This is a genomic window from Streptomyces sp. NBC_01334 (genome assembly GCF_035983595.1).
Classification (GTDB): domain Bacteria; phylum Actinomycetota; class Actinomycetes; order Streptomycetales; family Streptomycetaceae; genus Streptomyces; species Streptomyces coriariae.
The window spans coordinates 5,096,953-5,122,029 of the sequence record NZ_CP130718.1; the positions used below are offsets into that span (position 1 = coordinate 5,096,953).

Sequence of the window (25,077 nt, forward strand, 5' to 3'; positions counted from 1 at the left end):
AGTGCCACTGATCGCCGCACCCGTATTGAGGGGAGGTGTTCAGTGACTGCCCGGTACGCTGGGGGTTGTTTCACGTGAAACACGCCCCCGATCCGCGAAGACTGGATGAACGACGATGCATCGGTACAGGTCCCACACCTGCGGCGAGCTCCGCGCCTCTGACGTCGGCACCGACGTCCGGCTGAGCGGCTGGCTGCACAATCGGCGCGACCTGGGCGGCATCCTCTTCATCGATCTGCGTGATCACTACGGCATCACGCAGCTCGTCGCCCGTCCGGGCACGCCCGCGTACGAGGCCCTCGACCGGCTGACCAAGGAGTCGACGGTCCGCATCGACGGCAAGGTCGTCTCGCGCGGCGCGGAGAACGTCAACGCGGATCTGCCGACCGGCGAGATCGAGGTCGAGGTCGGCGAGGTCGAGCTGCTCGGCGCCGCCCAGCCGCTCCCCTTCACGATCAACGCCGAGGACGGGGTCAACGAGGAGCGGCGCCTGGAGTACCGCTTCCTGGACCTGCGTCGTGAGCGCATGCACCGCAACATCATGCTGCGGACGTCGGTGATCTCGGCGATGCGGCACAAGATGACGGCGCTGGGCTTCAACGAGATGGCGACGCCGATCCTGTCCGCGACCTCCCCCGAGGGCGCCCGCGACTTCGTCGTCCCGTCCCGTCTGCACGCGGGCCGTTTCTACGCCCTGCCGCAGGCCCCGCAGCAGTTCAAGCAGCTGCTGATGATCTCGGGCTTCGACCGCTACTTCCAGATCGCCCCCTGCTTCCGCGACGAGGACGCGCGCGCGGACCGCTCGCCGGGCGAGTTCTACCAGCTCGACGTCGAGATGAGCTTCGTCGAGCAGGAGGACGTCTTCCAGCCGATCGAGAAGCTCATGACGGAGCTGTTCGAGGAGTTCGGCGGCGGCCGCCATGTCACCTCCCCCTTCCCGCGCATCCCGTTCCGCGAGTCGATGCTCAAGTACGGCTCCGACAAGCCGGACCTGCGGGCTCAGCTGGAACTCGTCGACATCACCGACATCTTCGAGGGCTCGGAGTTCAAGGCCTTCGCGGGCAAGCACGTCCGCGCGCTGCCGGTGCCGGACGTCTCCGCGCAGCCCCGTAAGTTCTTCGACCAGCTCGGCGACTTCGCGGTGACGCTGGGCGCGAAGGGCCTGGCCTGGGTCCGGGTGGCCGAGGACGGCTCGCTGACCGGCCCGATCGCGAAGTTCCTGACCGAGGACAACGTCGCCGAGCTGACCAAGCGCCTGTCGCTGGCCGCCGGCCACGCGGTGTTCTTCGGCGCGGGCGAGTACGACGAGGTCTCGAAGATCATGGGCGCGGTGCGGGTCGAGGCCGCCAAGCGTGCCGGGCACTTCGAGGAGAACGTCTTCCGCTTCTGCTGGATCGTCGACTTCCCGATGTACGAGAAGGACGAGGAGACCGGCAAGATCGACTTCTCGCACAACCCGTTCTCGATGCCGCAGGGCGGTCTGGAGGCCCTGGAGACCCAGGACCCGCTGGACATCCTGGGCTGGCAGTACGACATCGTCTGCAACGGCGTGGAGCTGTCCTCCGGCGCGATCCGGAACCACGAGCCGGAGATCATGCTCAAGGCGTTCGAGATCGCGGGCTACGACCACGAGACGGTCGAGGAGAAGTTCGCCGGCATGCTGCGCGCGTTCCGCTTCGGCGCCCCGCCGCACGGCGGTATCGCGCCGGGCGTCGACCGCATCGTGATGCTGCTGGCCGATGAGCCGAACATCCGCGAGACCATCGCCTTCCCGCTCAACGGCAACGCCCAGGACCTGATGATGGGCGCGCCGACGGAGCTGGAGGAGGCCCGGCTGAGGGAGCTGCACCTGTCGGTGCGCAAGCCGCAGCCGAAGTAGCGGTCGTCGGCGGGAGTCGACAGAAGCCCTGCCGAAGCCTGCGGAAGCAGGCGGTACGTGGAGAGTGGCCCGGAACCGACGTCGGTTCCGGGCCACTTTCGCTTTCCCCGGCAACTGACAGCTCTTCCCTATGCTCCTGACAGGTTTCGTCCCTAGCGTCCCGGCCTCATGACGGGATCTCAGAAACCACACAGCGAACAGGACTTATCGCGTCGTAAGGTCGTGGCCGTCGCCGCGGGCGGCATCGCGGCGGCGGGCCTGGGCGGCACCGCCTTCGCCGCGAGCGCCGCCGACGGGCCCGGCAGACCGGCCCGGACCGGCGCCGACACCGACGGGGAGGTCTGCTACCGCCTGACCTCGGAGACGGTCGAGGGCCCCTACTACATCGACGCCGACAAGATCCGCCGGGACGTCACGGAGGACCGGGCGGGCATCCCGCTCCTCCTCGGCCTGAAGGTGATCGACTCGGAGACGTGCAGGCCGATCCGGGACGCGGCCGTCGACATCTGGCACTGCGATGCGGCGGGGGTCTACTCGGGTTACGAGGACCAGGGCAACGGCGGTGGCGGCGGTCCCGCTCCGACCGGCGAACCCCCGACCGGCGAACCTCCGACGGGGGCGCCCACCGGAGCGCCCCCGGGAGGCGGCCACCAGGAACCCACGGACGACAGCCGCTATCTGCGCGGCACCTGGCGAACGGACCGGCACGGTCAGGTGACCTTCCGGACGGTCTTCCCGGGCTGGTACCGCGGCCGGTGCGTCCATATCCACGTCAAGGTGCACGTGGACGGCGAGTGGACGGACGCCGGCTACGAGGGCGGGCACACCTGCCACACCGGCCAGTTCTTCTTCGACGAGGAGTCCGTGCTCGCCTCGGCGGTGGTGGAGCCGTACGCGAGCAACACCGCGGAGCGCACGACCCTCACCGAGGACACGATCTACGACCAGAGCGGCACCCAGGGCGGTCTGCTGAGGCTGCGCTACGACAAGCGGGACATCGCGAGGGGCGTCCACGGGTCGATCACGGTCGGCGTGGACCCGGACGCCACGGAGGACGGCCAGGGCTCACCGCCGCAGCCGAGCGCGTCGGCGTCGGCGTCTGATTCCGCCTCGGCGTCGGCTTCACCTTCGGTCTCCGACAGCTGACGGATTTCTCCGGGCCACGCCCCCCGACCTGCGCGTCGGGGGGCGTGGCTCTCTTCATGGGTCGTTCACATATATGGGCGTCTGAACAGCCCATTGACCCGGAGGGGTTGCCTCCATATCGTTCCCACATACATAACACGGATTCATGTATGTGAACAACATGATGGGGAGACAACGATGTCAGAACCCGAGGACGGGGCCGAGGGCAGGGCCGAGAACGGCGCCGAGAGCCGGGCGGTGGGCAAGTTCCTTCGCCGGATGATGCCGATCCTGGTCCTGATGCTCCTGGTCAACAATCTCGACCGGACGAACGTGGGCTTCGTCCAGGACGAGCTCCAGGCCGACGTCGGTATCAGCGCCACGGCCTACGGCCTCGGGGCGGGCCTGTTCTTCATCGGGTACGCCCTGTTCGAGGTGCCCAGCAACATGCTCCTGGAGCGCTTCGGCGCCCGGGTCTGGCTGACCCGCATCATGATCACCTGGGGTCTGGTGATCGTGGCGATGTGCTTCATCCACAACGTGACGACCTTCTACACGCTGCGCTTCCTGCTCGGCGTCGCGGAGGCCGGCTTCTTCCCCGGCGCGATGCTCTACATCACGCAGTGGCTCCCCGACGCGAGCCGGGGCCGGGCGACGGCGATCTTCCTCGGCGGCTCGGCGGCCGCGGGCATCGTGACCGGCCCGGTCACCGGGGCGCTGCTCGAACTGCACGGCGCGGGCGGGGTCGCCGGCTGGCGGTGGATGTTCGGGCTGGAGGGCGTGTTCTCGGTCGTGGTCGGGATCGTCGCCGGGTTCTTCCTCGTCTCCCGGATCGAGGACGCGCGCTGGCTCACGCGGGAGGAGAAGGACGCGCTCGGCGCGGCGGTGGCCGAGGACCGGGAGGCCCGCAGCCGCGCCCCGCACACGTCACGGTTCAAGCTGCTCTTCCACCCGCAGGTCGCGTTGCTGACCGGCGCGTTCTTCGCGATGACGCTCACCGGCTACGCGATCACCTTCTGGCTGCCGAGCCTGATCGAGGACATCGGCGGACTGTCGTCCTTCCAGGTCGGGCTGCTGTCCGCGATCCCGGCGGTCTGCTCCATGATCGCCATGTACTCGATGAGCCACTTCACCGACCGTGCCCCGGATCGCCGTCCGTATCTGGCGATCACCCTGGTGCTGTCGGCCACGGGCACCTACCTGGCCACCCTGGGCTCCCCCTGGTTCGGCCTCGCGGCGATCACGCTGGCCGGGGTCGGCTCGAAGTGCGCGGCGACGCTGTTCTGGCCGATGGCGCAGTCGGGGCTCGACCTGAGGATCGCGGCGCCGGGCCTGGCACTGGTCAACTCCATCGGAAACCTGGGTGGTTTCTTCTCCCCCACGCTCTTCGGCTACCTCAAGGACACGACCGGCAGCACGAACGGCGGCCTGTACACGCTGTCGGCGGCCTCGCTGCTGGCGGTGGTCGCGGCGAGGTTCATCCGAGGGGCCCGCGCGGCCTCCGATCCGCTCCTGGAAACCTCACCGGAGGCGCACAGGAAGCCCGAGGCGGGAGCACAGCGCCGCGTCGTCTGATAGCGGTACGCCGGCACGGGCCGACGGGGCAAGGGAGGAAGCCAGCCATGGGATCCACGGGGTTCATGATCACGCTGTCGGTGCTGCTGATCGTCGGCGCGGTGGCGGGGGTGGTGGCCCAGCGCCGCGCGGGTCGCACCCGACGTCCGGCCGGTCGGCCGGGACGTCCAGGTCGGTCCGGTGCATCGGGCCCCTCCGGACTGTCCGGCCTGGATGCGGAGGCGGAGGCGAACCACTGGCTGATCCGGCTGGGCGGCGGCCTCGTCCCGCCGGGGGCGCGGGCCTGGGCGGGTGCGGACGAGGCGGCGGGCCGGGCGCTGACCAGCGCGGCGGAGTGTCATCGCGTGGCGCGCGACCGGCTGTCCGGGGCACGTACGGCGGGGGAGTACGAGGAGGTCACGCGGGTGGCGAAGGAAGGTCTGGAGCATCTTCGCTCGGCGCGTGCGGCGCTGGGGCAACCGGCCTCGGCGGCCGTGGGCGGGCCCGCTCTCCCCCGTGCGGCCCGCGTCCCGGCAGTCGGCGCGGCCTGCGCGGTCACGTCCCGCTAGACGACCGTGCCTGCTTCGCCGTATCTGCCTTGTTGTGTCTGCCTGGCGGTTCTTCCTCGCCGGCCCTCCCTCGGTGCTGCCGCGTGAACGGCTGCGGGGCGGCGTACGCCGACGCGGTGTCGGAGTGCGCCGCCCCGCAGCGGGACGAGCTTCGGGCCCACGCCCGCACGCTGTTGACCGGTCCTCCCCCCTACTTCGGGTCGCGGTCGAACAGTGACTTGGACCAGAAGCAGCCGAGTGCCGTGAGTCCCAGGCACCAGGCGACGGTGAGCCATCCGTTGTGGCCGATCTCGCTGCCGAGCAGCAGTCCGCGGAGGGTCTCGATGGCGGGGGTGAACGGCTGGTACTCGGCGATCGGCTGGAACCAGCCCGGCATCGCGTCGACCGGGACGAAGGCGCTGGAGATGAGGGGCAGGAAGATCAGCGGCATGGCGTTGTTGCTGGCCGCCTCGGCGTTCGGGCTGGACAGGCCCATGCCGACCGCGATCCAGGTGAGCGCGGTGGCGAAGAGGACGAGCAGCCCGAAGGCCGCGAGCCACTCGAAGGGCGTGGCGTCCGTGGACCGGAAGCCGATGGCCACTCCGACGGCCCCGGCGAGGGCCACGCTCATGACGCACTGGATGACGCTGCCGACGACGTGTCCGAAGAGCACCGACCCGCGGTGGATCGCCATCGTGCGGAAGCGGGCGATGATGCCCTCGTTCATGTCGGTGGAGACGGAGACGGCGGTGCCGATCGTGGTGGAGCCGATGGTCATCAGGAGCAGGCCGGGCACGAGGTAGGCGATGTAGGCGGAGCGGTCGGCGCCGCCGTCGCCGATTCCCGCGCTCATCGCGTCGCCGAAGACGTAGACGAAGAGCAGCAGCAGCATGACCGGCGTGAGCAGCAGGTTCAGCGTCATGGACGGGTAGCGCCGGGCGTGCAGGAGGTTGCGGCGCAGCATCGTGGAGGAGTCGCGCACGGCGAGGGAGAGGGAGCTCATCGGATGTTCTCCTTGGGCTGGCCGGGGACGGTGGTGGAGGCGGTGAGGGCGAAGAAGACGTCGTCGAGGTCGGGGGTGTGCACGGTCAGTTCGTCGGCCTCGATGCCGGCCGTGTCGAGCCGGTCGAGGACGGTGCGCAGGTCGCGCTGGCTGCCGTCGCTGGGGATCTGCAGGGCGAGTGCCTCGTCGTCCCGGGTGACCTCGCGCAGTGCGCAGGCCGCGTTCCGGTAGGCGGCCGGGTCGGAGAAGCGGAGGCGGACGTGCCCGCCGGGGACGAGCCGCTTGAGTTCCTCGGCGCTGCCCTCGGCGGCGATCCTGCCGTCGTTGAGCACGGCGATGCGGTCGGCGAGTTCGTCGGCCTCTTCCAGGTACTGGGTGGTGAGGAAGACGGTGACGCCGTCGAAGACCAGCTCGCGGATGATCTGCCACATGTTGTGCCGGGAGCGGGGGTCGAGGCCGGTGGTCGGCTCGTCGAGGAAGATGATCCGCGGGCTGCCGACCAGGGTCATGGCGATGTCGAGGCGGCGCTTCATGCCGCCGGAGTAGGTCGCGGCGGGCTTCCTCGCGGCCTCGACCAGGTCGAAACGCTCCAGCAGCGCCGCGGTCACCCGCCGCCCCTGCGCCTTGGACAGGTGGTGCAGGTCCGCCATCAGGAGCATGTTCTCCTCGCCGGTGATCAGCCCGTCCACAGCGGAGAACTGCCCCGTGACACCGATCGCGGCACGCACCGCCTGCGGATCGGCCGCCAGGTCGTGCCCCGCGACCTGGGCCTGTCCGCCGTCGGCGGCGATGAGCGTGGAAAGGATCTTCACGGCGGTGGTCTTGCCTGCGCCGTTCGGCCCGAGCAACGCGAACACGGAACCGGCCGGGATGCGCAGGTCGATGCCGTCGAGGACGGTCTTGTCGCCGTAGGACTTGCGCAGCCCGATGGCGGAGACGGCGATCGGCGACGGGTGACCGTCACCCCGACTGGGCGTGGGCATGACAGAAGAAGGCATGGTGCCCTCCGTTCGAAGGCTTGAAGTGGGTGGGGGCGGGGCTGGTCGAGAACGCGGTGCTCAGGCCTTGGCGCGGCGGACGTGGATGTTGCCGAACCGGGTGCGGGCGCGGATCTTCACGGTGTCCTCGGTCTTCTCCGGGGACTCGGACGCGGTGAGCGTGTTGCGCACCTGGCCGGAGTCGGAGCTCGCGTCGAGCCAGGCCGCCGTGCCCTCGCGGATGCCGACGTCGATGGCGCCGTAGGAGGTCTCCAACTGGACGGTGCCGCGGACCACTTCGCCCACCCGCAGGGTGCCGTGGGCGGTGGTGGCGGTGACCGAGTCCTCGGCGCGCGTGATGTCGATGTCGCCGTTGGCGCCGCTCACGCGGAGTTCGCCGGTCACGGCGCCGACCGTCGTGCTGCCGTGCGAGTTCTTCAGGACGGCGGAGCCGTCGACGAAGCCGACGCGCATGCTGCCGGAGCTGGCGGTGATCTCGGCGGAGCCCTCGACGCGGTCCACGGTGATCGTGCCGTGCGAGGCGGTCAGCTCCAGCGGGCCCGTGGTGTCGAGGCGGACGTCGCCGGACGAGTTCTTCACGCGGACCTCGCCGAGCCGGCCCTCGCCGATCACCTGGGTCCAGGCGCCGGTCGTGTCGACGCGTGAGCCCGTGGGCAGGTCGACCGTCACGTCGACGGTGCCGGTGCGGCCGAGGCCGAACAGCGTGGGCTTGGGCGTCCTGATGGTCAGTACACCGCTCGCGTAGGTGACCTCGGTCTGGGCGGCCGCCCGTGTGTCCAGGTCCTTCTCCGGGTCGCGGGGCCGCACCTCGACGACGGTGTCGGGGCGGTCGGTCGCGGTGAACTGGAGGGAACCGGCGTCCACGCGTGCGGTGACGGAGATCGGTTCGGGAGTGTCGAAAGAAGGCATGGCTGTCCCGTCCTCTTGGGTCTTCAGGGCGTCCCCGCTGGTGGGACGTGGTGTGGGTGAAGTGGTGCGGGGTGCTGTGCTGCGGATTCGGCTGTGGGTGCAGTGGGGGAGCGGGGCTAGCGCACCCAGCCCGTGAAGCTCTGTCCGAGCGCCTGGGTCTTCTCCGTCGTGCGCGGCGGCCGGGCACCGCTGTCGACCGCGGCCGACACGGCACGCACCAGCCACGCGTTGACCGACAGGCCCTCGCGGGTCGCGGCCTCCTCGGCGCGGGCCTTGAGGTGGGCCGGCAGGCGCAGGTTGACGCGGGCGGTGCCGCCCTCGTCGCCGTCGGCCGGAGCCTTGAGCGGCTCGGTGGGCGCGACCGGTTCCGCGATGGCACCGCCGTCGCCGGGCGGGAGTGTCACCACGAACTGGGGGTCGAGCCCGCGCAGCCGTACGTCGACCGAGCCGGGGGCGAGATCGCGGGTGATCTCGTCCGTGGCGGCGGAAAGCACATGGAGCATGGTCAGCCGGGTCGCCGACTCCAGCGGAGCGGTGAGCCGCTCGGCCAGCTCGCGGGCTTCGTCACCGCCGGCTTCGGCGGCCACCGCGAGTTCGCGGCGGAGTGTGTCGACATACGGGGTGAGGTCCATGACGCCATGATGGCACCACGGTGGTGCCACATGCAAGCCGTGTAGTGAGATCTCCGGGTCATTGGCTGACGAAATCACGCTGACCTGCGGAAATGTGATGGCACCTATGTGGGCAACTGTGGTGTCATGCGTGCTCATGGGCTTCTGGTGGCGTCGGATGGCCCCCGTTGGCACCTGATGGCACCCTGCATCGCACCCCATGGCACCCCATGGCGCCTTCTGGTGCCGAGGTGGCATCAGGAGGTGCTTGCGGGTGACGTCAAGCGCTGCTTCCAGGCGCTTCCGGGCGCTTCCGGGTGGTGCCGGAGGTGGTCGGGCCGCGTGAGGATGTGAGGAAAAACTAAGGTAAGCCTCACCAACCCCTCTATCATGAGCAGGCTGAAATCCGACCCGGAGCCCGGCGACTTTTTGCCTGCGCTTGGAATTCCACAGGTCGTTCCCACGCCCCTGACAGGCCCGCCTCCTAGCTTCGCGGCCATGACGGGAAACTCAGGAAACACAGCAAACACAGCCGGTGCCGAGAATGACCGGCAAGGCCCCAGGCACAAGCGTGATCTGACCCGACGCAAGGTGGTCGTCGCCGGTGCGGGCGCGGCCGTCGCCGTCGGGGCGGGCGGGGCGCTCGCCGCCGGCGCCTTCGCCGGGGAGAAGAGCGGGACCAAGCCCAAGGCCGCCGCTTCCGCGAGTGCCGGTGAGGTCTGCTACAAGCTCACCTCCGAGACCACCGAAGGCCCGTACTACATCGACGCGGACAAGCTCCGCCAGGACATCACCGAGGACAAGGAGGGCATCCCGCTCACCCTCGCCCTCAAGGTGATCGACTCCGAGACCTGCAAGCCCATCGTGAACGCCGCCGTCGACGTCTGGCACTGCGACGCCCTCGGCATCTACTCCGGTTACGAGAGCCTCTCCACCGGTGGTGGCGGCGCTCCCACCGACGCGCCCTCCGGCACCCCGACCGACGTGCCGACCGGCACCCCGACCGGCGAGCCGCCGTCCGGTGGCGGTGGCGGCGGCGGGCACGAGGAGCCCACCGACGACGAGCGCTATCTGCGGGGAACCTGGAAGACCGACAGGCAGGGCCGCGTCACCTTCAAGACGATCTTCCCGGGCTGGTACCGCGGTCGCACGGTCCACATCCACACCAAGGTGCACGTCAACGGCGAGTGGACCGACGCCGGTTACGAGGGCGGCAACACCTGCCACACGGGCCAGTTCTTCTTCGACGAGGAGTCCGTGCTCGCCTCGGCCGAGGTGGAGCCGTACTCCACCAGCACCACCGAGCGCACCACGCTCACCGAGGACACGATCTACGACCAGAGCGGCGTCCAGGGCGGTCTGCTCAAGCTGAAGTACAACAAGAAGAACATCGCCAAGGGTGTCGTGGGTTCGATCACGATGGGTGTCGAACCCGACGCCACCCACGAGGGCACCGACGACGCGGTCCAGCCGGGCGCGTCCGAGACGGCGTCGGCCGAGGCGTCGGCCTCTTCCAGCTGATCCGGGCGGCGGCGGGGGCGTCCCGTTCACCCGTGCGTCCCGGTCACTCGTCCGGTGACGCCCCCTCCTCCAGCAGCCGCTCCGCGATGTCCGTCGACCAGCTCTGGGCCCACGCACGCAGGTCCGTGAGCTGGTCCTCGGTCAGGCCGTACGCCGTGAACGCCGTGTCCGGGTAGTGGTCCGTGCCCGTCAGCCGGGTCTGGAGGGTGGGCAGGTCGAAGTCGTCCCGGGCATGGCGGCGGGCCAGTTCCTCCAGGTCGGGGTGGGTGAAGCGGGCCGACGCCGCTCTCGCGTCGATCAGGTCGACGGCCAGACCGCGGTCGTAGAGCGCCCGGACCTTCGTGCCCACCGCGTCCGGTAGGGCGAGCGCCGGACCGTACGGGGTCGGGACGGGCGGGCTCCAGAAGGTCTCCTTGTGCAGGGCCAACCGGAGGACCGTGTCCGTGGCGCGGTCCAGCACGGCCAGGTGCGCGGACAGCGGGTCCGTGTCCCGGACCGTCGTTTCGTGGCCGCCCCGGGAGGTGAGCGCCGCGCCCAGCGCCTCGGCGAGCCGGGGCATCGGCTCCGCGCTCTCGGTCGCCAAGTCCACGTTCGCGTGCGGGCGTTGGAGCAGCTCGTGCGCCTGGAGCGCGTAGCCGCCGGCCAGGGCCCAGGGGGCGCCGGCGGCGGCCACGTCGAAGACCTCGGCGAGGAGCCGGAGGTGAGGTTCGAGAAGGTCCACCGGGTAGTCGTACCAGGTGCGGTGACCGTCGCGCGGGGTTCGGCGGGCGCGGCGGCGCCGTCGGCGACGCGTGGTCCCGTCGTCCGCTGCGTCCGGGTGGGCGTCCGGGCCCGAGGCCGTGCGGATCCGTCACCCGGCCGCCACCGGGTGGTGGTGGCCGGGCGACCCGGGATCAGATCACCCAGCCCAGTCCGTACCCGCCCAGCAGGACCGAGTCCGGCTGGGTGAGGCCGACCGAGGGGGCCGTGAAGACACGGCTGCGGGCGGCGGTCGGGCCGGTGGTGAAGCCGGGGAGGATCCAGACGGCGCCGGTGGACTCGTTCTCGCCCGAGGCGCTGACGAACAGATCCGGCCTGCCGTCCCGGTTCACGTCCCCGGCCGCGACCGTCGTACCGAACCCGTCCCCCGCCTCGGAGGCGTCCGGGACGCCCGCTGTGTCCTGGGTGAAGGCGTACGAGCCGGCGCCGAGGGCGCCGGTGCGGCGGCCGGGTACGACCGTCACCTGGCCGGCCTGCGCCTTGGTGCCGACCGACTCGCGCGGCGCGCCGATCACGAGGTCCGCGAGGCCGTCGCGGTTGAGGTCGGTCACCGTCAGGGCGCCACCGAAGACGTCGCCCTTCTCGCTCGCGTCGGGCACGCCGACGGTGTCCTGCGTGATCTGCTCGGGCACGGCGTCGGGTGCGATGCCGGCCGCCGAGCCGCGCCAGACGAGCACGCGACCGCCCGACGCGCCGTCCACGCCCGCGACGTCGGGTTCGTCCGGGTCGCCGACCACCAGGTCGTCGTAGCCGTCGCCGTCGACGTCCCCGGTGGCGGCGATATGGCCGTTGCCGTGGGCGAGACGGGCCGGAAGGCCGATCTGGTCCTGGTCCTCCGGGTCGACGAAGACGAACCCGCCGGTCTCCCCGCCCTGTCCGTACGTCACGTTCACGTGCTCGGGGGAGCCGTCGCCGTCGAAGTCGCCGAGCGCGACGGAGTCCCCCCAGGAGCTGTCCGCCGCCACCGCGGAGGCGCCGTGGCCGCCGGTGCGGGTGAAGGGGCCGGTGAAGCGGACGGCACCGCCCCAGCTCGCGACCAGGATCTCGGACCGCGCCGCCGAGGCGCCGCGGGTCGCGGCGATGTCCGCGCCGTAGTGGTAGGGGTCCGTGCCCGGCGTCGCCGAAGCGGGCAGGTCGGTGCCCGTGGTGAGCCCGCTCCGGCTGCCCCACAGCACGGTCACGGACCCCGCTTCAACGCCCCTCGCGGTGCTCTCGAAGGGGGATCCGACGACCAGGTCCGCGTAGCCGTCCCGGTTCAGGTCGGCGGTGGCGGTGGCGGAGCCGAACCCGTCGCCCGCCTCGGCGGTGTCCGGCACGCCCGCGGTGTTCTGCGTGATCAGCGCTCGCCGGGCGGCCGACAGTCCCGTCTTCGACCCGTACAGCACGACGACGGCGCCCGCCCGTTCCCTGCCCGCCACGTTCGCGCCCGGCGCGGGCAGCACGGCGTCGCGGTAGCCGTCCCCGTTGAAGTCACCGGGCACCGCACCGTGCACGGCGACGGCGGGCGCGGCGGGCAGTGCCGCGGCACCCAGCAGCCCGGCCAGCAGCACCACGGCCACCCGCCAACCACGCCTGAAAGCAAGCTCGTTCACGCGAATCCCCCATCCCCACGCGCGCACCCTCCGTGCGCCTGCGCCCCGCCCGCGAGTGTAGAGCGCCCGGGGCGCACGCCCCCCGGACGGGGGTCGTGGACTCGTGGACGGGAGCCGCGGACGGGAGCCGTGTGGACGAAGGCCGTGGACGGGGCCGTGGACGAGGGCGCTACTTCGCCACGAACTGCGTGAGGATCGCCTGCACCTCGTAGATGTCCACGCCCTTGGTGAACGTCTTCTCGATCGGCACGGACGAGCCGGACACCCAGATCTTCAGCTCGGCGTCCAGGTCGAAGGTCCCGGCGGTCTCCACCGCGAAGTGCGTGATGCTGCGGTACGGAATGGAGTGGTACTCCGTTTTTTTGCCGGTGATCCCCTGCTTGTCGACGAGGATCAGCCGCCGGTCCGTGAACAGGATGGTGTCGCGGATCAGCAGGAAGGCGGCCTGCACATGCTCGCCCTGGCCCAGCAGACGGGCGTAGTCCTGCTGCGCCTGCGCCGGGTCGATCGGGTGCGCGTTGCCGAAGAGTGCAATGGAAGATCCCCCAGTTGACGATGACGCCGGTCCCTGTGTGGTGATCCCTCCCCGGAGGGAGGTGTTCGTCCCCGATGCGCACCTTAAGGGGGTGGTGGGGGAATCGTGAAGGAGTTTGATCGACCGGCGGAGACGGCCCCGGAAAAAATCCTCTTCACGCGGCAACTCTTCACGCGGCGGCGACCACTGACAGGACGTAAGCCCGCTCCTCCCCGTAAGGATCCCCCGTGGCAGCTCCCTCCCACCGCCGGTCCCTCCGCTCGCGCCGCGCCCTCGTCGTCTCCGCCGCCGCCGTGGCCGCGGCCGTCGGCGCCGGTGTCGTCGTGATGAACGCGAACGCCGGGACCGTCGACCTGTACCACCAGACGCTCGCCGCCAAGGACGGCTGGGCCTCCTCCGGCACGGGCACCACCGGTGGCACCAAGGCCGACGCCGCGCACACCTTCACCGTCTCCACCCGCGCCCAGCTGGTGAAGGCGCTGGGGTCCGCCTCCGACACCACCCCCCGGATCATCAAGATCAAGGGCACGATCGACGCCAACACCGACGACGCGGGCAAGAAGCTGACCTGCGCCGACTACGCGTCGGGCACGGGCTACTCGCTCTCCGCCTACCTGAAGGCGTACGACCCCTCGTCCTACGGCACCTCCAAGCTGCCCTCCGGCACCCAGGAGAAGGCCCGCGCCGCGGCCCAGACCAAGCAGGCGAAGAACATCGTCTTCAAGGTGCCGGCCAACACCAGTGTCGTCGGCGTGCCGGGCACCGACGCCGGGATCTCCGGCGGCATGCTCCAGATCCAGAACGTGGACAACGTCGTCGTCCGCAACCTGACCTTCGCCGCCACCGAGGACTGCTTCCCGCAGTGGGACCCGACCGACGGCGACGACGGCAACTGGAACTCCAACTACGACTCGGTCACGCTGCGCGGCGCGACCCACGTGTGGGCCGACCACAACACGTTCACCGACGCGCCCCACCTCGACAGCGCCAACCCGAAGTACTACGGCCGCGAGTACCAGATCCACGACGGCGCCCTGGACATCACCAAGAGCTCGGACCTGGTGACGGTCTCGCGCAACCAGTTCACCAACCACGACAAGACGATGCTGATCGGCAGCAGCGACAGCGAGCCCTCGGGCAAGCTGCGCGTCTCCATCCACCACAACATCTGGAAGGGCATCGTCCAGCGCGCCCCGCTGGCGCGGGTCGGCCAGGTGCACATCTACAACAACTTCTACGACGTCACGACCCTCAACGGCTACGCGACGCAGTACAGCATCAACTCGCGCGCCAAGGCCCAGGTCGTCGCCGAGAACAACTACTGGAAGGTCCCGACCGGCGGAAAGGTCGCCAAGCTCCTCAGCGGCGACGGAACCGGCGCGGTCAAGGGCTCCGGCAACCTCGTCAACGGCACGGTCACCGACGTCGTCGCCGCGTACAACGCCGCCTCGTCGAAGGACCTGAAGACCACGGTCAACTGGACCCCGGCCCTCACCTCGGGTCTCGAGACGTCGGCGAAGAACCTGCCCACGACCCTCGGAACGACCACGGGCGCGAGCGTCCTGAAGTAACACCCCTCAGACACGCGAGGGCCGGGTGACCACGAGCCCCCGGCCCTCGCGTTCGCCCGTCGTCAGGTGTCGTACGTGCCGTCCCAGGGTTCGGCGAAGGCCAGGCGGTCCGGGTAGAGCTCCGCCCAGGTCTCCGGCTCGCCGTCCTCGTCCTTGTCCTCGCGGACCACCAGGCCGAACAGCACGCCCTCGAAGGTGAGTCGGAAGGGGCGGACCGCGATGTCCGTGTAGGAGCGGCGGGGCAGGCTGCGCAGGAGGGTCGCCAGGCGGACGCGGGCCCGGGTGAGGACCGAGTCGTCGCCGTGCGGGTTGCGCTGCTGCTCGGCCCAGGTGCCGGCACACCAGATGTCCGAGTCGCGGTAGTTGCCCGCGGCGTCGAAGGTGTGCAGCACGGTGTAGAGGCGTTTGTGCTCTTCCCAGCCGTCGTCGAGACGGAACCCTTCGGGGAAGGCGTACGTGACCGACGCGAGGAACTGGCCGTCCGCGTACCGCCCGATGGACTCGGTGCGGTGCTTCGGCTCGTAGGCGATCGGAATGACGTTGGGGACTGCCATGGCGGAAACCATACGGCTTGGCGGGAACATGCCGGAGTCGGGGGAACATCTACGACTCTTCCTCTACATCCTCCGACCAGGGCCGTCCATCGAACAGGGCCCTCTTCCGACCAGCGCCCTCTTCCGACCAGGGTCCGGGAGGCGGTTCGTCCCGGACCCCGTGGTCGGTGTGGTCGGTCGCCGACGCGCTACGCGGTCGGCTTCTCCTCCAGGCGCGGGAAGAGCACCGCTCCCTTGGTGACCGTCGTACCGGCCGGGAGCGTGCCCCAGGCGCCGGCCTCCTGGACCCGCTGGTCCGCGAGAGCACCCAGGACCGCCTCGGCGCCCAGCGAGTCCCACAGCTTCTGGGAGGTGTCCGGCATGACGGGGTTCAGCAGAACGGCGACGGCGCGCAGGGACTCCGCGGCGGTGTAGAGGATGGTCGCCAGACGGGCCCGGCCCTCGGCCGAGTCGTCCTTCGCGACCTTCCACGGCTCCTGCTCCGTGATGTAGCCGTTGACCTGCTTGACGAAGTCGAACACGGCCAGGATGCCGCCCTGGAAGTCCAGCTCCTCGCCGATCTTCCGGTCGGCCACCGCGACCGCGGTCGCCAGCCCGTCGTGCAGCGCCTTCTCCGCCTCGCTGTCGGCGGTGGCCTCGGGCAGGACGCCGTCGAAGTACTTGCCGACCATCGCGGCCACGCGGGAGGCGAGGTTGCCGTAGTCGTTCGCCAGCTCGCTCGTGTAGCGGGCGGAGAAGTCCTCCCACGAGAACGAGCCGTCCTGGCCGAAGGCGATGGCGCGCAGGAAGTACCAGCGGTACGCGTCCACGCCGAAGTGCGAGGTCAGGTCCTGCGGCTTGATGCCGGTCAGGTTCGACTTCGACATCTTCTCGCCGCCGACCATCAGCCAGCCGTTCGCGGCGATCTTCCCGGGCAGCGGGAGGCCCTGCGCCATCAGCATCGCGGGCCAGATCACCGCGTGGAAGCGCAGGATGTCCTTGCCGACCAGGTGGACGTCTGCCGGGAAGGTCTCTTCGAACTTCTGCTGGTTCTCGTTGTAGCCGACCGCCGTGGCGTAGTTCAGCAGCGCGTCGACCCACACGTAGATCACGTGCTTCTGGTCCCACGGGATCGGGATGCCCCAGTCGAAGGTGGAGCGCGAGATGGAGAGGTCCTGAAGGCCCTGCCGGACGAAGTTCACGACCTCGTTGCGCGCGGACTCGGGCTGGATGAAGCCCGGGTTCGCCTCGTAGAGGGCGAGGAGCTTGTCGCCGTACTCGCTCAGCTTGAAGAAGTAGTTCTCCTCGCTGAGGATCTCCACGGGCTTCTTGTGGATCGGGCACAGCTTCTGACCTGCGAATTCGCCCTCACCGTCGAGCAGCTCGCCCGGGAGCTTGTACTCCTCGCAGCCGACGCAGTACGGGCCCTCGTAGCCGCCCTTGTAGATCTCGCCCTTGTCGTACAGGTCCTGCACGAACTCCTGGACGCGGTCGGTGTGCCGCTGCTGCGTGGTGCGGATGAAGTCGTCGTTCGCGATCTCCAGGTGCTCCCAGAGGGGGCGCCAGGCCTCGTCGACGAGCTTGTCGGCCCACTGCTGCGGGCTGACGCCGTTCGCCTCCGCGGTGCGCATGATCTTCTGACCGTGCTCGTCCGTGCCGGTGAGGTACCACACCTTCTCGCCGCGCTGGCGGTGCCAGCGGGTGAGCACGTCGCCTGCGACGGTCGTATAGGCGTGGCCCAGGTGAGGAGCGTCGTTGACGTAGTAAATGGGGGTGGAGACGTAGAACGCCTTGCCACCCTGCTTCTCGGTTCCAGTGGCCGCCATGCCCGAAATCCTACTGGGCCCACGAAGATCCACTCACATGCGTTTCGGGGGGTGGACGTGATTCTCCACCCCCCGAAGGGGGCCTACGGGCGCCAGGTGGCCAGTACGCCTTCGTAGAGCTCGGCGTCCGTCAGTTCGCGCGGGGTCGGGCCCGCGTGGAAGAAGGACGTGTTGGGGGTCTTCAGCTTGCGGAGGTAGTCGAAGGCCTTGTTGTCGGGCTCGCCGAAGGCGACGAAGGAGAAGAAGACGGCGGGGTGGTTCTTCGCCGCGTCCGTGAGGGACTGGGTGGCCGGGGTCTTCGCGTCCGGGGCGCCGTCCGTCTGGAAGACGACCAGGGCGGGGGTGTCCGCGTCTTCCTTCTCGTGGTGGGTGAGGACCGCTTCGACCGCCGCGTGGTAGCTGGTACGGCCCATGCGGCCGAGGCCGGCGTGCAGCTCGTCGATCTTGTTCTCGTGGTCCGTGAGGGTCAGCTCGCCGGTGCCGTCCAGTTCCGTGGAGAAGAAGACGACGTGGACCTTGGCCTCGGGGTCCAGGTGGGCGGCGAGGGCGAGGGTCTGCTCGGCGAGGGCCTGGGCGGAGCCGTCCTTGTAGTACGGGCGCATGCTCGCGGAGCGGTCCAGCACGAGGTAGAGCTTCGCTCGGGTGGTGGTGAGGTGGGTTGCCTCCAGGGCGGTGGCCGCTGCGGCGTAGGCGGTGGCGAGGCCGGCGGGGAGCGCGGGGGTGGCATGAGTCTCGGCCGGGGCCGCCTCGGCTTCGCCCTCGGTGGCCGCGGGCTCGTCGGCGACGGCGGTCGGCTCGGCTTCGGGCTCGGGCGTGACCTCGGCCTCGGCCTGGACCTCGTCCCCGCCCTCGGTGGCCGCGGGCTCGTCGGCGACGGCGGTCGGCTCGGCCTCGGGCTCGGGCGTGACCTCGGCCTCGGCCTCGGCCTTGACCTCGTCATCGGCTTCGCCTTCGGCGGCCGCGGGCTCCTCGGCCGTTTCCGGTGCGGGGTCCTCGATCACCGCCTCAGCCGTCGGCTCGTCCACCTCGGCCTCGGCCTTCGCTTCGGCCTGCGGCTCGTCGGCCTCGGCCTTCGCTTCAGCCTGCGTCGGCGCCTCAGCCTGGGCTTCCGCCGTCGGTTCGGCTTCCGCCTCAGCCTCTTCCGTCGGCTCGGCCTCGACCGGCGCCTCGGCCGTCGGCTCGGCCTCGACCGGCGCCTCGGCCGTCGGCTCAGCCTCAGCCTCGACCGGCGCCTCAGCCTCAGCTGTCGGCTCGGCCTCGACCGGCGCCTCAGCCTCAGCTGTCGGCTCGGCCTCGACCGGCGCCTCAGCCTCAGCTGTCGGCTCGGCCTCGACCGGCGCCTCAGCCTCAGCCTCGGGCTCGGCCGTCGGCTCAGCCTCAGCTGTCGGCTCAGCCTCGGGCTCGGCCGTCGGCTCGGAAGCCTCCGCCGTCGGCTCGGCCTCGGCCTCGGCCACAGCCTCGACCGTCGCCTCAGCCTCGGCCTTCGGCTCCGCCGCCGGCTCGGGCGTCTCCGCCGTCGCAGTAGGCAGGTCCTCCGTCGGCAGGTCCTCCGTCGACTGGGTCGGCTTGGGGACCGAGACGTTGTCGAAGGCCGCTGAGACGAGGTCGTGTTCGTCCTGGGATGCCGGGCGGGGTTCCGGGACCTGGGCCGTGGGAGTGGCCCTCGGGGTGGGTTCGGGGGAGGGGGAGGGGACCGTCGGTTCGGGCGCCGGGGTCGGCGCCGCTGCCGACGTGGGGGCAGCCCCGGTCGACTCCTGGTCCCGCTCCTCGGAGGCGGTCTGTTCCTGCGAAGGAACCTGTTCCGCACCCTCTGCCTCGGCGGCCCGCTCTTTGCGTGACCGTCCGAACGCGTTCCGCAGGAGAGTGAGAATGCCCATGTGCGCAACCCTTCGCGTGAGTTGAAGCCCGTCAATCCCTGGCCAGGACGGACACGTAAGGTTAACGGCCCCGGATGGTGATCTTGGGCAGGGGTGAGTGTAAGGAATCCAGGTGTGTCAATACCGCCTCGGCACCCCCTCCGCGCAAGTCCAACACCCTTGTGGCTGCCGGGGCTTCACTTTCCGTTCATCCCACAGCAGCGCCTCCGCACATACGTGCCCCTAACGTCACGAGCACACCAAGGGCATGCAAGGGGAGATTAAAGGTGCGCAAGCTTCTGCCGCTGATCGGAACGCCGTCCCAGTCCCATCCCGGCGGACGCTCCGCCATGACCTGCCGCTTCCGGTGTGGTGACGCCTGCTTCCACGAGGTGCCCAACACCAGCGACAACGAGTACGTCGGTGAGGTCATCGCGGGGGCGATCGGCCGCCGCGCGATGGTGCGAGCCGCCGCGGTCGTCACCGTCGCGGCCGCCGCCGGGACCGCGGGTGTGGCCGGTGCGCTGCCCGCGGCGGCCGATACATCCGGAAAGTCCGCCGGGAATTCCGGGCAATCCGCCGGGAATTCCGGGGGTTCCGGGAATTCCGGGAAACCGGCCGCCAAGGGCGCCCGTGGGTTGCGGTACAGCTCTGTCGCTCCGAATACCGCAGACGCCGTCACCGTTCCGGACGGATACGGGCAGAATGTCGTCATCCGCTGGGGTGAGCCCATCCTGCGCGGCGCTCCCGCCTTCGACCCGGAGAAGCAGACCGCCGCCGCGCAGGCCGGACAGTTCGGCTACAACAACGACTTCCTGGCGCTGCTGCCGATTCCGGGCGAATGCGACCGGCAGCTGCTCGTCGCCAATCACGAGTACACCGACGAAGTGCTCATGTTCCGTGGCTACGACGCCGCCAACCCCACCCGGCAGCAGGTCGAGGTCGCCTGGGCGGCGCACGGGCTCGGCGTGGTCGTCGTGCAGGAGGACCGCAGGACCGGCAAGCTGACCGCCGTGCCCCGGCACCACCTCAACCGGCGGGTCACCGCCACCACCGAGTTCCGGCTCACCGGGCCCGCCGCGGGCTCCGACCTGCTGAAGACCTCCGCCGACCCGACCGGCACGAAGGTGCTCGGCACGCTCAACAACTGCTCCGGCGGCACCACGCCGTGGGGCACCACGCTGCACGGCGAGGAGAACTTCAACCAGTACTTCGCCAACAGCGGCCGGGCCACGGACAAGCGGTACGGGATCGGGACCGGCGCGACCGAGCGCAAGTGGGAGCGGTTCGACAAGCGGTTCGACGTCGCCCAGGAGCCGAACGAGGTGCACCGCTTCGGGTACGTCGTCGAGCTCGACCCGTACGACCCGAACTCCACGCCCCGCAAGCACACCGCCCTCGGCCGGTTCAAGCACGAGGCCGCGACCGTGCGGCTGACCGAGGACGGGCGGCCGGTCGTCTACTCCGGTGACGACGAGCGGTTCGACTACTTCTACAAGTTCGTCGGCAGCAAGCGGATGAAGAAGGGGTCGAGCCGGGCCGTCCGCGAGCACAACCTGTCGCTGCTCGACGAGGGCACGCTCTACGTAGCCAGGCTCACCGGCGACTCCCCCACGATCGAGATCGACGGCACCGGCAAGCTGCCCGCCGACGGCGAGTTCGACGGGAGCGGCGAGTGGATCCCGATCGCCACCGCCACCGCCAAGGGCGCCGTCTCGCACGTCGAGGGGATGAGCGCCGAGGAGGTGTTCGTCTTCACCCGGCTCGCCGGGGACAAGGTCGGCGCGACGAAGATGGACCGGCCCGAGGACATCCAGCCCTCGCCCGTCACCGGCAAGGTGTACGTGGCCCTCACCAACAACACCAACCGCGGCGTCGGCGCGAACGCCAAGGCCGACGAGGCCAACCCGCGCAACGCCAACAAGCACGGGCACATCCTGGAGCTGACCGAGCGGCGTAACCGTCCCGAGAGCACCACGTTCGCGTGGTCGCTGTTCCTCGTCGCCGGTGACCCCGACGACCCGGCGACCTACTTCGCGGGCTTCCCGAAGGACGACGTCAGCCCGATCTCCTGCCCGGACAACGTGGCCTTCGACCCGCACGGCAACCTGTGGATCTCCACCGACGGCAGCCAGCTCGGCTCGCACGACGGGCTGTTCGGCGTCGCGACGCGCGGCTCTCGGCGCGGCGAGCTGAAGCAGTTCCTGACGGTGCCGAAGGGTGCGGAGACCTGCGGCCCGATCGTCCAGGACCGGCGGGTGCTCGTCGCCGTGCAGCACCCGGGCGAGATCGACGGCGCCACGGTCGAGAAGCCGGCGAGCACCTGGCCGGACGGCCCCGGGAAGATCGTCCGCCCGGCGGTCGTGGCCGTGTGGCGCAAGGACGGCGAGGACATCGGGGTCTAGCCGCCTCGGCTATCGGCGCCGGTCGTCCGCGTGCGGTGAGGCGATCGCCCTCGCCGCCGCGACCTCCTGGCGCAGGGGCTCCAGGACGCTGCCGGGAGGGCCGGTCAGGTCGGTGCGGACGGGGTACAGCACATCCGTGTCGCGCAGGCCGTCGGCCAGCTCCCGCAGCTGGAGCGTGACATGACCGACCTCCCGCGACGACGGCGGCCCGGCTCCGTGCTTCACCCGGACCCGGGCCGCCGTCGTCGCGTCCACGATGCGTTCCACCGCGACGACCAGCGGCCACCAGGCCGCCGCCCGGCGTCCGGTGGGCGGCGGCTCGGTCAGGGCGCGCTGGAACTCCGTACGGATGACGGACAGGTCGCGGTAGAGACGGCGGCGCATCCGGGCGCGTTCGGCGGGGTCGACGGCCGGGCCGAAGGCCGAGTCGACGTAGCGGGCCGTGTCCGCGACGGCGTCCGCCAGCCGGTCGCCGACCCTGGTGTGCCAGCTCTCCGGCCACAGGAGGTAGCCCGCCACCAGCGCGATGCCGCAGCCGATCAGCGAGTCCACCAGGCGGGGGAGCAGCAGCGCGGTGCCCTGGTGGTTGAGGACGTCCGACAGCAGCAGGATCACCGGGGTGATCGCCGCGGTCTGGTAGCCGTACCCGCGCGGGGTCAGGGCCGGGATCAGCGAGGCGAGCAGCAGCATCGCCGGCACGTCCCAGTAGCCGCGCGGCACCTGTGACAGCACCGCCGCCGCGACCACCAGGCCGGCCACGGTGCCGAGCGCCCGCAGCAGCGCCCGTGAGAACACCGAGCCGAAGTCGGGCTTCATCACGAAGGTGATCGTCAGGGCCACCCAGTAGGAGCGCGACACCGGGACGATCGAGACCAGCACCTGGGCGAGGCCGATGCACAGGGCCAGCCGCAGGCCGTAGCGCCAGGACGCGGCGGAGAGGGCGACGTCGCGGGTGGCGCGGGCGGCGCGGACCCGCAGGCCGGCCGGACGGCCGAGCCGGTCGTCGACGCCCCGGGGGTCGGGGTCGGGGGCGGCCACCACTTCGGCGGCGTGCCGCAGGGCGTGGTCGATGGCGCGCGCGGTCTCGGAGCCGGGGTCGGGCAGTCGGAGCCCTATCGGCCCGGTGAAGCCGGTCTCCACGGCCCGTGCGAGATGGAGTACGGCCTCGGGGACCTCCGCAGGGAGCGGGCGGCCGTCCAGGTGGGCCGCCGGGGCCGCCTCCACCACCGGGGTGATGGCGTTCAACTCGGCTACCAGCACGGTCAGTTCGGGGCTGCGGCCGTGCTGTCCGGTACGGCGGGCGAGGACCAGGTCGTAGGACTGGTTGAGGGACTGGGTGACGGTGTGCCGGGCGTCCTCGTACGCGCCGGGGACCTCGCTGCCGCAGGCGGCCAGCAGATCGGCGACCGCGCGATAGGCGGCGGCGACCGCCGTGCGCTCCGGCACCCCGGAGCGCAGCGGCCAGGCCAGCAGGGCGAGGAGGAGCACGAGCAGCCCGCCGCCGGTCATCAGGAGCGGCGCCAGCCACCACTCCCCCGGCATCGACAGTCCGGCCCCCACCACGGAGTTGAGCAGGAGCAGCAGTCCGGAGACGGACGCCACCGCCCCGATCGTCGAGATCATCCCGGAGACCAGCGCCACGCCGGTGACGACGGCCACCGCGAGCCACCCGTGCCCGTACACGAGGGATCCCAGGGTGACGCCCACCGCTCCGAAGAGCTGTGGGATCGCGATGTTCATGATCCGCATGCGGTAGGCGTCGGCGGTGTCGCCGATGACACCGGACAGGGCGCCCATGGAGGCGAGCGCGCCGTACGCGGGCTGTCCCGCGGCGAGGCCGATCAGCAGCGGCAGCGTCATGGCGAGCGCGGCGCGGGCGACGGCGGGCCGGTTGACGGCGGACCGCTGGGAGCGGAGGTTCCGGACCAGCCAGTCGGGAGGGGTGAGGCCGATGGGGAACTCGCGGGACATGCGCTCATTATGGGCACCCCGCCCCGGCTGCCGGTCCAGCCGGTCCCCGGCCGTCAGCCCTGGTGGAGGGTGAGGTCGACGACCAGGGCGCGGTGGTCGGTGCCGGCGAGGTGGAGGAAGCGGGCCCCGGCCGCCGAGAAGTTCTGCGACACGAGCACATGGTCGATCTGTGTGCCGAAGGCGGGCGCGGTGCGGCTGGGCCAGCTCGGCTCGCGGTCCTCGCCGGCGAGCCGGGCCGCGTCGCGCAGTCCGGTGCCGAGGACGCGGCGGAAGGCGGCGTGGTCCTGGGAGGCGTTGAAGTCCCCGGCGAGGACGAGCGGGGCGTTCCCGTAGCGGGCGGCGAAGTCCCGCAGGCGCCCCAGCTCCCGTTTCCACAGGGACACCTGGCGGGGCAGCGGGGGTTTGGGGTGCGCGAGCTGGAGCCGTACGGCATGTCCGCCGACATCGGCCACCGCCCCCGGCATGCCCATGCTGCCGGGCACGCCCGCGGTGGCCGTCAGCGGGAACCGGCTGAGGACGACGGACCCGACGGAGCTGTCGCCCGCGACGGCCTGCCGGTACGGATAGGCGGCCCCGAGCTCCTTCACCACCGCCGCCTGACAGGTGTACTCGCACTCCTGCGCGAAGACGATGTCCGGCCGCTCGCGCCGGACGACCGGGATCAGGGCGTCGGTCGCCCACCCGAACTCCACGTTCGACGTCAGCACCCGCAGCCGCGCGAGCACCGGCCCGTCCGGCTGCTCCCCCCTCCCGTACGGCTCGACGAACCAGGCGAGCAGCCCGAGCACGACCGCTCCCCAGATGAGCCCGGCCGACCAGCGGGCGAGCAGCGAGAGGGCGACGGCGGCCCCGGCGGGCACGGTCAGCCACGGCAGGAAGGCGAGCAGTTGCGGTACGGGAGTCACGGCATCGGTGTCGGCGATCCGGCATCCGACGACCACGCTCACCCCGGCCAGCAGCAGCCCGGCGCACCAGGCGCCGAGGAGCCGTCCTCGCGTCGACCTCATCCCGCCGAAGGCTACGCCCCGGTCTTCGCCAGGAACTCCGCCAACACCCTGTTGAACTCGCCCGCCCGCTCCAGGTTCGGCAGGTGGGCCGCGCCCTCGACGATCCGCAGCTCGGAGTGCGGGAGCGCCGCGTGCATCGCCTCCGCGTCCGAGACCGGGGTGTACTCGTCGTCCTCGCCGACCACGACCAGGGCGGGGACGGTGACGCGGGTCAACAGGGGCCGGTAGTCGGGGCGTTCGGCCCGGCCCCGCAGTGCGGCGGCGGCGCCCTCGGGAGGCGCCGACGTCATCATGCGGTGGACGTGGGCCTTCACCTCGGGGGCCGCGTAGGGGGCGACCATCTTCTCCAGGACCTCGTCGGCGTAGCCCCGCATGCCCTCCGCGAGCAGCCGGTCGGCCATCTCGTTGCGCGCCAGTCTGCCGCCGGGGGTCTCCGGCGCCGGGAAGGTGTCGGCGAGGACCAGACCCCGGACGCGGTCGGGGAACTGCCAGCAGATGTCCATCGCGATCTGGCCGCCCATCGACAGCCCGGCCAGCACGAACGTCTCCACCTTCAGCTCGTCCAGGAGCGCCGCGATGTCCTGGGTGAAGTCGGAGAGCAGCGTGATGCCGGGGACCACCGGGGACGCGCCGTAACCGCGCAGGTCGGGGGCGATCACCCGGCGGGTGGGGGAGAACGCCTCGATCTGCGGGGCCCACATGGTGCGGTCGAAGGGGTGGCCGTGGACGAGGACGAGGGGGAGCGCCGGGGGCGTATCCGCGCCTTTGTCCTCGTATGCGAGGAAGGGTGCCATGGGAGCGACAGTAGGGCGGGCCGTCTTCTCGGTGCAATAAGATCTTTGCTCTCGGTGCAATCCCAGGTTCCAGGAGTCCC

Annotated in this window: 20 protein-coding genes; 7 read left to right on the top strand and 13 right to left on the bottom strand. The window is 70.8% G+C overall.

Features of this window, described 5'->3' with window-relative positions:
* Positions 1-115: 115 nt before the first annotated feature.
* From aspS to OG736_RS22875, 4 genes are all read left to right on the top strand, one after another.
* Positions 116-1,879: an aspartate--tRNA ligase gene (aspS, locus tag OG736_RS22860; RefSeq protein WP_327184085.1), complete on the top strand. Its 1,764-nt coding sequence runs from the start codon at positions 116-118 to the stop codon at positions 1,877-1,879.
* A gap of 168 nt (positions 1,880-2,047) precedes the next feature.
* Entirely contained in the window at positions 2,048-3,025 is a 978-nt protein-coding gene (locus OG736_RS22865; RefSeq protein WP_327184086.1) for an intradiol ring-cleavage dioxygenase, read from the top strand.
* A 177-nt stretch (positions 3,026-3,202) separates the two neighbouring features.
* Positions 3,203-4,579: an MFS transporter gene (locus tag OG736_RS22870; RefSeq protein WP_327184087.1), complete on the top strand. Its 1,377-nt coding sequence runs from the start codon at positions 3,203-3,205 to the stop codon at positions 4,577-4,579.
* Positions 4,580-4,626: 47 nt separating this feature from the next.
* A complete protein-coding gene (locus tag OG736_RS22875; RefSeq protein ID WP_327184088.1) occupies positions 4,627-5,127 on the top strand; it encodes a hypothetical protein in 501 nt (166 codons plus the stop codon).
* Positions 5,128-5,317: 190 nt separating this feature from the next.
* Here the strand turns inward: OG736_RS22875 and OG736_RS22880 are convergent, their stop codons facing one another.
* The 4 genes from OG736_RS22880 to OG736_RS22895 all read right to left on the bottom strand — a co-directional run bounded on the left by OG736_RS22880 (position 5,318) and on the right by OG736_RS22895 (position 8,648).
* Complete coding sequence (locus OG736_RS22880) at positions 5,318-6,109, bottom strand: ABC transporter permease (protein WP_327184089.1); 792 nt, start codon at positions 6,107-6,109, stop codon at positions 5,318-5,320.
* Complete coding sequence (locus OG736_RS22885) at positions 6,106-7,107, bottom strand: ATP-binding cassette domain-containing protein (RefSeq protein ID WP_442817063.1); 1,002 nt, start codon at positions 7,105-7,107, stop codon at positions 6,106-6,108. The genes OG736_RS22880 and OG736_RS22885 overlap by 4 nt, the downstream gene beginning before the upstream one ends.
* A gap of 60 nt (positions 7,108-7,167) precedes the next feature.
* On the bottom strand, positions 7,168-8,016 hold the full coding sequence (locus OG736_RS22890; protein WP_327184091.1) for a DUF4097 family beta strand repeat-containing protein: 849 nt from the start codon (positions 8,014-8,016) through the stop codon (positions 7,168-7,170).
* A gap of 116 nt (positions 8,017-8,132) precedes the next feature.
* Entirely contained in the window at positions 8,133-8,648 is a 516-nt protein-coding gene (locus tag OG736_RS22895) for a toxin-antitoxin system HicB family antitoxin (RefSeq protein ID WP_327184092.1), read from the bottom strand.
* 477 nt (positions 8,649-9,125) lie between these two features.
* Here OG736_RS22895 and OG736_RS22900 point away from each other — a divergent pair, with 477 nt between their 5' ends.
* Complete coding sequence (locus tag OG736_RS22900) at positions 9,126-10,148, top strand: intradiol ring-cleavage dioxygenase (protein ID WP_327184093.1); 1,023 nt, start codon at positions 9,126-9,128, stop codon at positions 10,146-10,148.
* A gap of 43 nt (positions 10,149-10,191) precedes the next feature.
* Here OG736_RS22900 and OG736_RS22905 read toward each other — a convergent pair whose 3' ends face one another.
* The 3 genes from OG736_RS22905 to OG736_RS22915 form a co-directional block, all read right to left on the bottom strand.
* Complete coding sequence (locus OG736_RS22905) at positions 10,192-10,869, bottom strand: hypothetical protein (RefSeq protein WP_327184094.1); 678 nt, start codon at positions 10,867-10,869, stop codon at positions 10,192-10,194.
* Between the two features lie 172 nt (positions 10,870-11,041).
* Positions 11,042-12,499 (bottom strand): VCBS repeat-containing protein, encoded by a 1,458-nt coding sequence (locus OG736_RS22910; protein ID WP_327184095.1) that lies wholly within the window; start codon positions 12,497-12,499, stop codon positions 11,042-11,044.
* A gap of 169 nt (positions 12,500-12,668) precedes the next feature.
* Positions 12,669-13,034 carry a PH domain-containing protein gene (locus OG736_RS22915; RefSeq protein WP_020130553.1) on the bottom strand — a complete coding sequence of 122 codons (366 nt, stop codon included), beginning with the start codon at positions 13,032-13,034 and terminating at the stop codon, positions 12,669-12,671.
* A 227-nt stretch (positions 13,035-13,261) separates the two neighbouring features.
* On the opposite strand from OG736_RS22915, the gene OG736_RS22920 reads away from it, so the two are divergent.
* The gene (locus OG736_RS22920) at positions 13,262-14,605 is read left to right on the top strand and encodes a pectate lyase family protein (protein ID WP_327184096.1); all 1,344 of its coding nucleotides are present in this window, start codon (positions 13,262-13,264) and stop codon (positions 14,603-14,605) included.
* Between the two features lie 62 nt (positions 14,606-14,667).
* Here OG736_RS22920 and OG736_RS22925 read toward each other — a convergent pair whose 3' ends face one another.
* The 3 genes from OG736_RS22925 to OG736_RS22935 form a co-directional block, all read right to left on the bottom strand.
* Positions 14,668-15,159 carry a hypothetical protein gene (locus OG736_RS22925; protein WP_327184097.1) on the bottom strand — a complete coding sequence of 164 codons (492 nt, stop codon included), beginning with the start codon at positions 15,157-15,159 and terminating at the stop codon, positions 14,668-14,670.
* 188 nt (positions 15,160-15,347) lie between these two features.
* The gene (gene metG / locus OG736_RS22930; RefSeq protein WP_327184098.1) at positions 15,348-16,964 is read right to left on the bottom strand and encodes a methionine--tRNA ligase; all 1,617 of its coding nucleotides are present in this window, start codon (positions 16,962-16,964) and stop codon (positions 15,348-15,350) included.
* A gap of 83 nt (positions 16,965-17,047) precedes the next feature.
* Complete coding sequence (locus OG736_RS22935) at positions 17,048-18,841, bottom strand: VWA domain-containing protein (protein ID WP_327184099.1); 1,794 nt, start codon at positions 18,839-18,841, stop codon at positions 17,048-17,050.
* Between the two features lie 266 nt (positions 18,842-19,107).
* On the opposite strand from OG736_RS22935, the gene OG736_RS22940 reads away from it, so the two are divergent.
* Positions 19,108-21,225, top strand: coding sequence for a PhoX family protein (locus OG736_RS22940; protein ID WP_327184100.1), 2,118 nt, complete (start codon positions 19,108-19,110; stop codon positions 21,223-21,225).
* 9 nt (positions 21,226-21,234) lie between these two features.
* Here OG736_RS22940 and OG736_RS22945 read toward each other — a convergent pair whose 3' ends face one another.
* The 3 genes from OG736_RS22945 to OG736_RS22955 are packed head-to-tail and all read right to left on the bottom strand — an operon-like array spanning position 21,235 to position 24,997.
* Positions 21,235-23,196: an FUSC family protein gene (locus OG736_RS22945; RefSeq protein WP_327184101.1), complete on the bottom strand. Its 1,962-nt coding sequence runs from the start codon at positions 23,194-23,196 to the stop codon at positions 21,235-21,237.
* Positions 23,197-23,249: 53 nt separating this feature from the next.
* Positions 23,250-24,203, bottom strand: coding sequence for an endonuclease/exonuclease/phosphatase family protein (locus OG736_RS22950; protein ID WP_327184102.1), 954 nt, complete (start codon positions 24,201-24,203; stop codon positions 23,250-23,252).
* 11 nt (positions 24,204-24,214) lie between these two features.
* Positions 24,215-24,997: an alpha/beta fold hydrolase gene (locus OG736_RS22955; protein ID WP_327184104.1), complete on the bottom strand. Its 783-nt coding sequence runs from the start codon at positions 24,995-24,997 to the stop codon at positions 24,215-24,217.
* Positions 24,998-25,077 lie beyond the last annotated feature (80 nt).

Bases quoted from the DNA above. Each gene is read 5' to 3' on its own strand.
- aspS (WP_327184085.1), top strand. From the start codon at position 116: ATGCATCGGTACAGGTCCCACACCTGCGGCGAGCTCCGCGCCTCTGAC.
- OG736_RS22865 (WP_327184086.1), top strand. From the start codon at position 2,048: ATGACGGGATCTCAGAAACCACACAGCGAACAGGACTTATCGCGTCGT.
- OG736_RS22870 (WP_327184087.1), top strand. From the start codon at position 3,203: ATGTCAGAACCCGAGGACGGGGCCGAGGGCAGGGCCGAGAACGGCGCC.
- OG736_RS22875 (WP_327184088.1), top strand. From the start codon at position 4,627: ATGGGATCCACGGGGTTCATGATCACGCTGTCGGTGCTGCTGATCGTC.
- OG736_RS22880 (WP_327184089.1), bottom strand. From the start codon at position 6,109: ATGAGCTCCCTCTCCCTCGCCGTGCGCGACTCCTCCACGATGCTGCGC.
- OG736_RS22885 (WP_442817063.1), bottom strand. From the start codon at position 7,107: ATGCCTTCTTCTGTCATGCCCACGCCCAGTCGGGGTGACGGTCACCCG.
- OG736_RS22890 (WP_327184091.1), bottom strand. From the start codon at position 8,016: ATGCCTTCTTTCGACACTCCCGAACCGATCTCCGTCACCGCACGCGTG.
- OG736_RS22895 (WP_327184092.1), bottom strand. From the start codon at position 8,648: ATGGACCTCACCCCGTATGTCGACACACTCCGCCGCGAACTCGCGGTG.
- OG736_RS22900 (WP_327184093.1), top strand. From the start codon at position 9,126: ATGACGGGAAACTCAGGAAACACAGCAAACACAGCCGGTGCCGAGAAT.
- OG736_RS22925 (WP_327184097.1), bottom strand. From the start codon at position 15,159: ATGGCAGTCCCCAACGTCATTCCGATCGCCTACGAGCCGAAGCACCGC.
- metG (WP_327184098.1), bottom strand. From the start codon at position 16,964: ATGGCGGCCACTGGAACCGAGAAGCAGGGTGGCAAGGCGTTCTACGTC.
- OG736_RS22935 (WP_327184099.1), bottom strand. From the start codon at position 18,841: ATGGGCATTCTCACTCTCCTGCGGAACGCGTTCGGACGGTCACGCAAA.
- OG736_RS22945 (WP_327184101.1), bottom strand. From the start codon at position 23,196: ATGTCCCGCGAGTTCCCCATCGGCCTCACCCCTCCCGACTGGCTGGTC.
- OG736_RS22950 (WP_327184102.1), bottom strand. From the start codon at position 24,203: ATGAGGTCGACGCGAGGACGGCTCCTCGGCGCCTGGTGCGCCGGGCTG.
- OG736_RS22955 (WP_327184104.1), bottom strand. From the start codon at position 24,997: ATGGCACCCTTCCTCGCATACGAGGACAAAGGCGCGGATACGCCCCCG.